Origin of the sequence: Chryseobacterium sp. Leaf394, assembly GCF_001424105.1 — a bacterium.
In the GTDB taxonomy this organism is placed as follows: domain Bacteria; phylum Bacteroidota; class Bacteroidia; order Flavobacteriales; family Weeksellaceae; genus Chryseobacterium.
In genome coordinates this window covers 1349364-1361295 of sequence record NZ_LMQH01000011.1, presented here as the reverse complement: position 1 = coordinate 1361295, position 11932 = coordinate 1349364, and the positions used below count along the sequence as shown (strand labels likewise).

The window sequence follows — 11932 nt, the reverse complement described above, 5'->3', positions numbered from 1 at the left end:
CAAGTCAGCATTCGAGCTATTGTTCTGAATTATAAGCTTAGGTATCCTGAAGCTACAGCAGAAAGTTTGCAGTACTACTTCTGATAAAAGTAAAAAGTCTGCATCACAGCTTGTGACGCAGACTTTTTATGATGTTGACAGTAATTCTCTACTTTATTTCCTGTTGCACTGTACCGCAGTTGAGCATCGAACTTCCGTAGTACGGATTGATGATTTTGCTCTCACTGCTCAGCCATCCGGCCTGCACCATTGGACAGTACTGTACGTAAACCGGTTTTTCTGCCACCTTAAATTGTTTGGCAACCGCAATCATCTGGTTTGAAATATTTTTAAATTTTGTACGCTGCACTTTAATATGATCTGACTCCGAAATCACCTTGGCGTTATTTCTCATCAAAGTGAGATTGCCTTCGGGAAGAACTTCAGAATTGATACCTGATAAGGTTTTCAAAAATTCTGATGCTGATGCAGCCGCTTTAGAAGTGTCATCTGAAGCTAAACCGTTTTTAATTGCAATATAATTCTGATAAAGCTTTGAAACCTGCGCATTTTTCTTCATCTGCCCAAAAAATAATGCAGAGCAAAATGCCAATCCAAGAACTAAAAATTTCGTTTTCATTTTAAATTATTTAATTTTAAACTCAAGTTTTGCGTTGAAGAATCTTCCTGTAAGACGGACCGGAACCGGATACATCAAACTTGTGTTAGAATCTGTAATCCATTGGTTTGAAACCGTATTGTTGATGTTAAATGCATTAAACACCTGCACTCCGAGAATGAGTTCATCAAAATTACCCCAGAATCCATATGTTTTCTTCTTGTCTTTTCTGTCGATGAAAACTTTAGACAAACCTAAATCTACCCTTTTGTATGAAGGTAAAGTTTTCTGATATTGGTAAGGATCGGTAAAAACCGGTGCTCCGTTGGGCAGTCCCATAGCGTAAGTCAGGGTTAAATTGACTCTCATTGAAGGAAATTTCGGCATATAATCCTGGTAGAACATAGCAAATCTGAAACGTTGATCTGTCGGTCTCGGTATGTTGCCTTTTCCGTCAATATTTTCGTAAACTCTTGCGTAACTCGCCGACAACCATGAATCTATTCCGGGAACAAATTCCCCGAAAAGTCTTGTATCAACACCATAAGCATATCCGGTTGCATTATTTTTACCTGAATATCTGATCCTCACATTATCCATATAGTACGGAATCAGATTGTCCATTTTTTTATAGTACAATTCTGTAGTCAGCTTAAAAGGCCTGTCTTCAAAGGTAAATTCGTAATCGTTTTTCAGGATAGCCTGAATTGATCTTTGAGATTTTATATTAGAATTAAAATCTCCATTCAGATCCTTTATTTCCTTGTAAAAAGGCGCCTGATAATAAATTCCTCCCGATAAAGTGAACAACATATCGGCATTCCATTCAGGTTTGATGGCAAACTGTGCTCTCGGTGAAAAAATTGTTTCGTTATTAAAACTCCAGTGCGCTACTCTGGCTCCGGCATTTACAAAAACTCTGCTGGATCCCCAGTAAAACTTCTGTGAATATTGCCCGTAAGCCGAAAGTCTTGTCGGCTGAATGTGATTTTTACCTGAAATGCTGTAGAATAAATCTAAATCTGAAGTATCCGGAAATCTTGGATCAAAAGGCAGCGTAGGAATGCTGTAACCAGAAGAATCCACCAGTTTCCATTCGTTGGTTAAATCCTGAAGATTTTCTTTTTCGAATTTAAATCCAAATTCAATATCTGTATTGACATTCGGAGAAAATTTAGTTCTCAACTGAGTTCCGTAGGTTCTTACAAACAAATCATTTCTTGCATGCTCAATCTGTCCACCTACATCGTAGGAAGTCACCGGCGCGCCCGTAATCGGATCAAATGTCTGCAGAATATAGCTCGAGGCAATCGTGTAATATTCTCTTTCACGGTTCTGATAAGCGAAATTATCCAGTGTGAACTTCCACTTTTCTGAAGGTTTATAGTTTAGAGAAACCGTTCCCATCATATTTTTGTAAGCGTCATTTTCCCGGCCGTTGTAAAAAACGTTCAGGTTTATAGGCTGATTAACAGATCCGAAATTCACTTCCCTTTCTTTGGGAATCATCTCGTAATCGTTTTTAGAATAAAATCCTGTAAACGACAGCGATAACTTATCGTTGAAATGATAGTTGATGTAAGACTGAAAATCGTAATATTTCGGGTTAAAATCTGTGTCTTCATTTAAAGTATTCAGAACCAGGTTGGTATTTCTGTATCTTCCCGAAAATAAAGCAGTCAGTTTTTTATTTTTTGAAGCCAAACCGGCGGTCAGTCTTCCTCCAATCAAACTTGCTTCGCCCGAAACTTCAGATTTCTCCGGTTCACGGTAGTAAATATTTAAAGCTGAAGACATTTTGTCTCCATACCTTGGCTCGAATCCTCCAGCTGAAAAGTTGACCGTAGAAACCATATCAGGATTGATGATACTGAGACCTTCCTGCTGAGAGTTTCTGATCAGAAATGGTCTGTAAATCTCAATATCATTAATGTAAATAAGGTTTTCATCGTAGTTTCCACCACGTACCATGTATTGTGAAGACAGCTCTGTATTGCTGTTTACGGAGGGCAAAGTTTTAATAATTGCCTCAAGACCTCCGGAAACACTGGCAACATTTTGGGCATCCCTTGCAGATATTTTCACTGTGGTAAGATCATTCGTACTTCCAACAGCTTTTTTCTGGAAAACGACTTCTTCAATATCGTTAACCCTTGTGGTGTCTCGCTTTTTCACCTGCGAAAACGCAAGTACCGGAAGGATAAGACCGAGTGGTAAAACTAGTTTTTTCAATAGAAATGCTTTAAGATTTCGGAACGTGAAATTATTAAATTTTATTTTATAAACTGACTTTTAAGAAAAATTTTTGACCATTCATCCACAAATTCCGCAGGAAGTTTTTTCTGCTTAATGGCCGCGATACACATAATGATATCCTGATCTCCTTTTACAAAATAATAAACCTGAGATTCTGTACCCGAATTATCTTTGTAGGCATCAGCTTCCATTGTGAAAAGTTTAAACTCTTTTTCTCCTTCTTTATTTTTCGAAATCTCTGTAACAGTTAAATTCTCTACTTTTTCTTCAGCCATTTTTTTATGATACTCAAACACAGTCTGAAGCGGAACTTGTGCCATGTTTTTCATTGTCAGTTTCGTAATGATGATGCTGTAATTTTCCCAGTTTTCGTTTTCAGGGATATATTCCAGCACCTTCATCTGCATATTTTCTTTCGAATTAGCCAATTTCAGTTTATACTTTGCCGGAAAATCTATCTGCAAAGAATCTGTTTTCTGAGCCGAAGACCAAAAAAATATTGAAAAGAAAAACAGTAAAGAAAGCTTTTTAAACATAAAAAAATCAGAATTTATCGTAAAAGTCTTTGTAGAAACAGGCGAACATCCAGCTTCCATCATCCAGCCAATCTACAAAATCGCTTCTCTTACTCTGGTAAGTTTTTGAAGTAAATCTTCAAGAAGATCCAGTCTCAGCATATTTGCGCCATCTGAAAGTGCTGTTTCAGGCGTTGGATGAGTTTCAATGAAAATTCCATCTGCACCCACTGCAATTCCGGCTTTAGCAACAGTTTCAATCAGTTCCGGCCTACCTCCTGTTACACCCGAACTTTGATTAGGCTGCTGAAGAGAATGCGTAACATCCAAAATTACCGGAGCATAATTTCTCATCGTAGGAATTCCTCTGTAATCTACGATTAAATCTGTGTATCCAAAAGAATTTCCTCTCTCGATGATAGCAACTTTTTCGTTATTGGAATCCGTAATTTTTTCAACAGCAAATTTCATTGATTCAGGAGAAAGAAACTGTCCTTTTTTCAAAGAAACACATTTTCCGGTCTGAGCTGCTGCAACCAAAAGATCAGTCTGGCGAACTAAAAACGCTGGAATCTGCAAAACATCAACATATTGTGCCGCTAAAGCCGCATGTTCATTTTCATGAATATCTGTTGTTGTAGGAATATTAAAAGTTTCACCAACCTTTGTTAAGATTTCTAAAGATTTTTCTTCACCAATTGTTGTGAAAGAATCTACCCTGCTTCTGTTGGCTTTTTTAAAACTTCCTTTGAAGATGTAGGGAATTTTATACTTATTGGTAAGTTCAACAACTTTCTCGGCAATTCTGAGTGCCATATCTTCGCCCTCAATAATGCAAGGACCGGCGATTAAGAAAAAGTTTTTGGAATCTTTGTGGTGTATGTTTTCTAAGTACTGAATCATTTTTATATAATTAAAAAAGTTCAGTAAAAATACATAAAAATTAAGTCATTTTTTTGATGACTTTCTCAAAAGTATTCAAATTTCGGCTGGTAAACTGATCTTTCATATTTTTTCTGCCTAAAATCTTCCCGAAAGTCGAGTCTAACGTATTTCCTTTGGGAACCTGCCAGTAAAAAAGACCGTTTTCTATTTTTGCTTCTTCATTTTCAGCTTTTGAAGCATTTTCAAATTCAGCCATTAAAATTTTCTCAAAACCTTTATTACAGACAAATGCGTAAATATGTAAATTGTCATTTTTCTGAAAAGGATTGCTGTTCCAAAAATTCTCAATGTCATCCTGATTTTTCACAAATAGAAAAGCTTCATAACTGAAATGTTCAGACATTGCTTTTTCAAGAATAGATTTTAATTCAGATTCCGTTTTATCAGAAGAAAAAATAATATTTCCGGATGCCAAAACTGAACTTACATCACGCATTCCAGCATCTGCAAACACTTTGCAGACATCAGCCATTTTCATATTGGTACCTTTTACATTGACGCCACGGAGAAAAGCACAGTATTTCATTTTAGATTTTTAAATATTTTTTGATTGTTGTCCGTATCAAATCTTTAGCATTATTTGAAATGTAAAAATATGGTTTCATTTCCGGTCTGAAGCCCCTGAAAAACTCATCCAGATTGGGAAGATTTCCACCTTCAAAATCAAAAATTTTATGTTCAACGGTTTCCCTTAAAACTTTGTCAATAAGGATTGATGCGCCTGCTAACTTGACGTAATCCTGATGATTGAATGTCCCCAAAAGTACAGCTGTTTTCTCATCTGTATACACTGCAATGATGTTGATTATTTCGTTTTGGTAGTACAGACCTTCAAAAAAAAGACAGTCATTACTGTAAAGCATTTCAAAAAGGCTGATGTATTTTGCGATATCCCTTGCTTTATCAGCACCTTTTAAAGTATTGCGGATAAACAGTTCAGAATCTTTAAAACTGATTTTTCTAATGTGCATATCTTTCAGAATTTCAGGATCTGTTCTGAGTTTTCGTTTTCTTTTGGGAGAGAATTTAGAATAGACATTCTCATAAGAATCAGGTAAAATCAGATAATTTTTTCTAAAATTCAGCTGAAATGAAAATTCGTTTGAATCATTAAATGCATAATATCGAACTATATATTTTTTAGACAAAAAATTGAAAAACGAATCATTGATTTTCTTGTCGTCCAATTTTGAATATATCCCGAGCTGCTGACAAAGTCTTGGATTCTGAACGATTTTAAAAACCAATTTCATCACATACGGAATCGGCATCACGGCTTCATAATCTCTTAAAACCAGCACTTCCCATTTTTTTCCTGAAGTAAGATCCAAAAACGGTTTTGTTGCAGAGTATTTTCTCTGTGCAGAATTTTCAATGCATTGTGAATATTTCTCAAAATCAATCTCGTGGTATTTCAGTCTTCTGATCATAATAATCCTTCGTCTGCCAGACTTAAATATGAATTTTGGGTAATAATGAGATGGTCTAAAAGCTGAATATTCAAAAGATTTCCCGCATCTTTAATTTTTTTTGTAATACTGATATCTTCCTGACTTGGTTTTAAATTTCCTGAAGGATGATTGTGAGAAACAATAATTCCGGTGGCAAAATGATCCATTGCAATTTTGAACAAAATTCTTAGGTCCACCAGAGACTGATTGATACCACCCTGAGTAAGCTGCGAAAGATGGACAACTTTATTATTCTGATTTAAAAATAAGGCCCAGAATTCTTCTGTTCTTAAATCTGATAAATGAATTTTTAAAACATCGTACGCTGCTTTACTGCTCGTAATCTGTGGTTTGTCTGGAATTTCCTGTGCAGCTCTTCTTCGCCCAATTTCCAAAGCTGTTGCGATTGAAATCGCTTTTACTACACCAACACCTTTGAATTTAGTTAAATCTTTTATCGTCAGTAAACTAAGCTGATGCCAGCTGTTATCCACCGAAGCCAGGATTTTTCTTGCCAGTTCCACAGCTGTTTCATCTCTGCTTCCACTGCCCATGATAATTGCCAAAAGTTCAGAATCGGAAAGTGAATTCTTACCTTTCAGTAAAAATTTTTCTCTCGGTCTGTCGTCTTCTGCTAAAAATTTAATGGACATGAGTTTAAATTTAAATTAATAAAACGCGTAAAGAATAACTGTTTTACTGGAATTATCGATGAATTTTGCTGTCTCTTTAAATGCCTTTGGCGACAGCATAGGACAGCCTAAACTCAGACATGCCGGATTTTCAGATTCAATATCAGCCACACAATCCAACGAATGCATCACAATTGCACGGCTTCTCGCATTGCTGTTGGTTGCATCCAAACCGTCCAAACGGTATGATTTCCCGAATTTTCCGGAATAGGATTCTTTAATTTCGTACTTCCCCAAAGATGACTGGAAAGAATTTTCGGTATTGCTGAATTTCAGCTCTCCATACACTTTGCTGTTTGATCCGGAGCCATGCGAAACGATCGCGGACTGCAGAATTTTATCTTTCTTCAGATCATAAACAAAATACCTGTATTTTCCAGATTTAATTTTAAAATTGATGAAAATTGCCAAATCCTGACTGTAGTTTTTGTCGCTGATAAAAGTTTTCAGCTCAGTGATTTTCTCTTTTGGAATCTTCACATCAGCAGTCTGCGAATGTCCTTCACAGCTTACTAAAAACAGAATCAAAGAAAAAAGAAAATTTTTAAGCATATTTTATTCAACAATTAATCCGTCTACCATCACGAGTTTTCGGTCGGTGATTTCAGCAAGATTCGGGTTGTGTGTTACGATAACAAAAGTCTGATTGTACTTGTCTCTCAAATCAAAAAACAGGCGGTGCAGATCATCCGCATTTTTAGAATCTAAATTTCCTGTAGGTTCGTCTGCGAAAATTATTTTTGGTGAATTGATTAATGCTCTTGCCACCGCAACACGCTGGGCTTCACCACCAGAAAGCTGTCCCGGCTTATGATCCAGACGGTGTTCTATTTTCAAATCATGAAAAATTGATTCTGCCTTTTCAATCGCTTCTCTTTCATTGGCTCCTGCAATTTTAGTAGGAATCAAAACGTTTTCCAGCGCTGTAAACTCCGGTAAAAGCTGATGAAACTGAAATACAAAACCAATATTCTGATTTCTGAATTTTGAAATCTGTTTATCGGTCATATTGATGAAAGATTCTCCCGCAATTGTGATTTCGGTACTGCTGTCTTTCGGAATTGTAGGACTGTCTAAAGTGCCCAGAATCTGTAAAAGTGTAGATTTTCCCGCACCGGATTCCCCGACAATAGAGACCACTTCACCAGTTTTGATGTGAAGGTCTACCCCTTTTAAAACTTCTAAACTTCCGTATGATTTACGAATATTTTTGGCTGTAATCATGCTTCAAAAGTAGTGATTTTTTTGCTTCCTGTATTTTGGTATCAGCAATAAAATTACTGATTAATTTTTATTACTTTCTGATTGAAATTCTAAAGGTTGTTCCTTTTCCTATTTCTGTCTGTGAAATTTTGATATCACCGTTGTGGTATTCCTGCACTACCCTTTTTGCAAGACTTAAACCTAATCCCCAACCTCTTTTTTTTGTTGAATAACCGGGTTTAAAAGCATTTCTCGCCTGATTATGCGTCATTCCGCTTCCGTTATCTTTTACTTCGATGAGAATATTTTTGTTTTTACCGATCATCCAGATCTGTAGCTGCCCCTGACCTTTCATAGCATCGACAGCGTTTTTCACGAGGTTTTCAATCACCCAGCTGATCAGAATTTTATTGTGTGGAACCAGAATCGGATAGTTTGGAAGGTTGAGACTGAAATCTACTTTTCTGGAAATCCGTGTCTTTAAATAATCAAAATTTTCTTTGATTGTGGCATTCAGATTCATATCATTTAGCTCCGGAACTGATCCTATTTTCGAGAATCTTTCGGAGATGGTTCTCAGTCTTTCGATATCTTTTTCAATTTCCTTAACGCCATCAGAATCAGGGGTTTCAAGCTTCATAATTTCCATCCAGCCAATCATTGACGACAGCGGAGTTCCGATCTGATGTGCTGTTTCCTTTGCCAAACCTGCCCAAAGATATCCTTCATCAGTCTTTTTAATGGTTCTCAAAAACCAGAAAATAAATGCAAGATATGCAATGATGAAAAGTCCCAAAAAATAAGGATAATATCTTAAATCACTAAGCAGTTTTGAGTTATCGTAAAAAACCAGCTGTTTATCACCTTTTGCAATTTCAATTTCGAACGGTGCATAGTTGCTTTCCATTTTTACGATCAACTTTCTAAGTTCTTCAGGATTTTCTAAAATCTCCTGTGGAATATTTCGCGAACTGCCCTCAAAAATAAAAGGCTTCTTATTTTCATCTGTTAAGATTGTAGGAATCTGATCATTTTCAGTCAAGATTGCAAAAACCAATTCCTGCGTTTCAGAGCTTGTCTGCTGGTTTCCCTGCATAATTTTTATCGCCGTTGCAAAAACCTTGATGCGTTCTGCCTCCTTATTTCTCAGATTATTAATAAGAATATTGGATGAAATGATAAGTGCCAAAACGATGACAGTCAGGACTGTAAATACAATCCAGTTGCTGATTCTTGCTAAAAAAGGACGGTTCTTCATTTATTATTTTAAAACATTCAGAATTTTCTGCAGCTCTGTACTTCCGCTGCCCTGATAATTATTGATGATAATTGCGTAAACATATTTTTTTCCGTCTTTTGAACTGTGATATCCGGCATACGATTTTGTATCTCTCATCGTTCCGCTTTTCATTTTCATACCGTTGTCCTGTGTGGGAAAACCATCGTAATAGGCTTCAAACCACGGTTGTTTTTTGGCGTAAATCAATGCCTGTACTTCTGCTTTTGCTGAGACGTAGTTTTGAGGCGAAAGTCCGCTCCCATCTGCAAAATTAATCATGTTTGAATTGATTCCTTTTGATTTCCAGAATTCTTTTAAATACGAAACTCCACTTTTGAAACCCGGATCTCCTTTTTTCTCCTTGCCTAAAGTTTTAATTAAATTTTCCCCGTACAGATTCACGGATTTTCTTAAAAACCAATAGACGATTTTATCTAAAGTTGGAGATTCGTAAGTGAGAATAATATTGCTCTTAGGAGATTCCAGAGGTTTTTTTCCTTCGATTTCCAGTTGAGAATTTGTAACAACCTTACCCGAAATCTCGATACCCGAACCTTTAAGCCATTTTTCAACTTCCACACCTAACTGCAAAGGTGGATTGGGAACAGATCCTGATACGGTCGTTACTTTTCCTGCAGGCAGATTTCCGTTAATTAACGCAACGTCAGAATGAGGAGCAGTAAAAATCAAACTCTGGTCTGAACTTCCTGCAGCTTTAAGGTCATTAAGCCATTTGATATTTGCTAAAGGATACGAGAAATTTTTAAAATCTGTTCCATTTATATTGATGTCAAACTGATTTTCGCGCCAGTTGACACCCCACACTCCGGCACCGTAATAATTTCCCAGATCATCCCACGGCCAGCCACCAGGAATGGTCTGATGGTCAAAATATGAATCATCAATTATCAAATCACCTGAAATCTTTGTAATTCCTGATTTTTTAACAGCATCTAAAAATTTTTGCTTAAAATTTTCAGGTTTGTAGCCATCGTATCTCCAGCTTCCCAAAGTCGGGTCACCGTTTGAAGTGATAAAAAGATTTCCATTTAAATTTCCTCCAGAAACTGTTCCTGTATAGGAAGATGTTGTTTTGTAGGTATAGTTTTTTCCTAAAACCTCCAAAGCCGCAGCAGCTGTGAAGATCTTTTGGGTTGACGCTGTTGAAAGCCCTTTATTTCCCTGATATTCGTAAATTAAATTTCCACTTTCGTCCGCAACATAAAATGACAGATTTGATGAAACTGCCGAAGAGGAATTCATTAAATTTTTTGTGGCGTCATCGAGCTTCTGACTGATGCTTTGAGCAAAAATAAGTTGTGTAGGAAACGCAAGGATGAAAAGAGTTTTTTTCATTAAGAAAAAGTTTGTTCAGATTTAAATTTAGAATTAAAGCTCAGTTCCGGTTTCGATTTCGTAAGGCTCTTTGTCTTTCTCAAAAATCCTGGTCAATTCGCTTCCTTCCACAGTAATTTTATTACCAATTCTTCTGATCCAGTTTCCTTCCCGAAGTCCGACAACTTTGATGTTATTTTGAGTCAGAAATTCTTTAATTCTTGTTTCTCTTGTCTCACCGTTGTGCTTTAAATCAGGATTTGTATCAAGATAATGCGGGTTGATATTAAACGGAACCAGTCCCATACAGTCAAAGCTTAGTGGATAAACGATCGGCATATCGTTGGTGGTTTTCATATTCTGTCCGCCAATGTTGCTACCGGCGCTGCAGCCTAAATACGGTTTTCCGCTTTCTATGTTTTGCTTTAAAACAGACATCAGATTTTCTTCATGAAGAGTTTTAACCAGCAAAAAAGTATTTCCACCTCCTGTAAAATAGGCTTTTGCAGAATTTAATGCTTCCTTTGTGTTGTCAAATTCATGAAGACCTCTAACTTTGATATTAATAGTTTCAAAAAAAGACCTTGCTTTCTCGGTATAACTGTCATGCGAAATTCCACCAGGTCTTGCAAAAGGAATAAAGATAAGTTCGTCGATTCCTTTATACAGTTCAATTAATTCTTCCTTTAAATATTCTAAATAATTTCCACCAAAAAGCGTGGACGTCGAGGCGAGGATAATGTTCATTTTTAAATTTAATAAAATTCTTTTCCGGTAAAAAAGGGATAAAGAATAATTCTGTATTAACAAAGATAATTAAAACTGAGAATTGATGAGGCATAAGAAATTCATTTCAAAGGATTGTTTATCTTTGTGGAATATAAATCAATTTAAACGAAATGAAATTTTTTATTGACACTGCCAATTTAGAGCAAATTAAAGAAGCAAAAGATCTTGGAATTCTTGATGGTGTAACGACCAACCCGTCTTTGATGGCTAAAGAAGGAATCCGTGGTAACGAAGACATCAAAAACCACTACAAAGCGATTTGCGAAATTGTGGACGGAGATATTTCTGCCGAAGTTCTATCAACAACTTACGAAGAAATGATCAAGGAAGGTGACGAACTGGCTGCCATTCATCCAAATATCGTTGTGAAAATCCCAATGATTAAAGACGGTATCAAAGCTTTGAAATATTTTTCAGATAAAGGAATTAAAACCAACTGTACTCTTATTTTCTCTCCTGGACAGGCTCTTTTGGCTGCAAAGGCTGGTGCAACTTACGTTTCTCCGTTTTTGGGAAGATTGGATGACATTACAACTGACGGTCTTAATCTTATTCAGGAAATCAGATTGATTTTTGATAATTATATGTATGATACTGAAATTCTTGCAGCTTCGATCCGTCATTCAATGCACATTATCGACTGTGCGAAAATTGGTGCTGATGTAATTACTTCACCGCTTCCTCCGATTTTGAGTTTGCTTAAACACCCTTTAACAGACAGTGGTTTGGCTCAGTTTGTTGCAGATTCTCAGAAACTGTCTTAATGATTTGAAATTTGAGGTTTGAAATTTGAAATTCTTTTGAATATTTTACAGGAATTCAGATTATAAACAGATCAGATTTTCGATTATTTGAAATTTGAGGTTTGA

General features: G+C 36.3%; 13 protein-coding genes. 1 reads left to right on the top strand and 12 read right to left on the bottom strand.

The features are described from left to right. Positions 1-148: 148 nt before the first annotated feature. From ASG21_RS10735 to pepE, 12 genes are all read right to left on the bottom strand, one after another. The gene (locus ASG21_RS10735) at positions 149-619 is read right to left on the bottom strand and encodes a DUF3347 domain-containing protein (protein WP_056079539.1); all 471 of its coding nucleotides are present in this window, start codon (positions 617-619) and stop codon (positions 149-151) included. Between the two features lie 6 nt (positions 620-625). Further along, on the bottom strand, positions 626-2830 hold the full coding sequence (locus ASG21_RS10730; RefSeq protein WP_056079536.1) for a TonB-dependent receptor plug domain-containing protein: 2205 nt from the start codon (positions 2828-2830) through the stop codon (positions 626-628). Positions 2831-2871: 41 nt separating this feature from the next. Next, positions 2872-3390, bottom strand: a complete 519-nt coding sequence (locus ASG21_RS10725) for a hypothetical protein (RefSeq protein WP_128414277.1) — start codon at positions 3388-3390, stop codon at positions 2872-2874. A 72-nt stretch (positions 3391-3462) separates the two neighbouring features. Then, complete coding sequence (gene kdsA, locus ASG21_RS10720) at positions 3463-4272, bottom strand: 3-deoxy-8-phosphooctulonate synthase (protein ID WP_056079528.1); 810 nt, start codon at positions 4270-4272, stop codon at positions 3463-3465. A gap of 40 nt (positions 4273-4312) precedes the next feature. After that, positions 4313-4840 carry a DUF1697 domain-containing protein gene (locus ASG21_RS10715; protein WP_056079525.1) on the bottom strand — a complete coding sequence of 176 codons (528 nt, stop codon included), beginning with the start codon at positions 4838-4840 and terminating at the stop codon, positions 4313-4315. Position 4841: 1 nt separating this feature from the next. Next, a complete protein-coding gene (locus ASG21_RS10710; RefSeq protein WP_056079520.1) occupies positions 4842-5744 on the bottom strand; it encodes a hypothetical protein in 903 nt (300 codons plus the stop codon). Then, a complete protein-coding gene (gene radC, locus ASG21_RS10705; RefSeq protein WP_056079515.1) occupies positions 5741-6418 on the bottom strand; it encodes a DNA repair protein RadC in 678 nt (225 codons plus the stop codon). Before radC ends, ASG21_RS10710 begins: the two co-directional genes overlap by 4 nt. A gap of 15 nt (positions 6419-6433) precedes the next feature. Beyond that, a complete protein-coding gene (locus tag ASG21_RS10700) occupies positions 6434-7009 on the bottom strand; it encodes a murein L,D-transpeptidase catalytic domain-containing protein (protein ID WP_056079512.1) in 576 nt (191 codons plus the stop codon). 3 nt (positions 7010-7012) lie between these two features. Further along, entirely contained in the window at positions 7013-7681 is a 669-nt protein-coding gene (locus tag ASG21_RS10695) for an ABC transporter ATP-binding protein (protein ID WP_056079509.1), read from the bottom strand. A gap of 70 nt (positions 7682-7751) precedes the next feature. Beyond that, positions 7752-8918 (bottom strand): HAMP domain-containing sensor histidine kinase, encoded by a 1167-nt coding sequence (locus tag ASG21_RS10690; RefSeq protein WP_056079506.1) that lies wholly within the window; start codon positions 8916-8918, stop codon positions 7752-7754. A 3-nt stretch (positions 8919-8921) separates the two neighbouring features. After that, positions 8922-10295, bottom strand: coding sequence for a D-alanyl-D-alanine carboxypeptidase/D-alanyl-D-alanine-endopeptidase (gene dacB / locus ASG21_RS10685; RefSeq protein ID WP_056079504.1), 1374 nt, complete (start codon positions 10293-10295; stop codon positions 8922-8924). 33 nt (positions 10296-10328) lie between these two features. Beyond that, positions 10329-11021, bottom strand: coding sequence for a dipeptidase PepE (gene pepE / locus ASG21_RS10680; RefSeq protein ID WP_056079500.1), 693 nt, complete (start codon positions 11019-11021; stop codon positions 10329-10331). A gap of 152 nt (positions 11022-11173) precedes the next feature. On the opposite strand from pepE, the gene fsa reads away from it, so the two are divergent. Further along, positions 11174-11827 carry a fructose-6-phosphate aldolase gene (gene fsa, locus ASG21_RS10675; RefSeq protein ID WP_056079496.1) on the top strand — a complete coding sequence of 218 codons (654 nt, stop codon included), beginning with the start codon at positions 11174-11176 and terminating at the stop codon, positions 11825-11827. Positions 11828-11932: the final 105 nt, after the last annotated feature.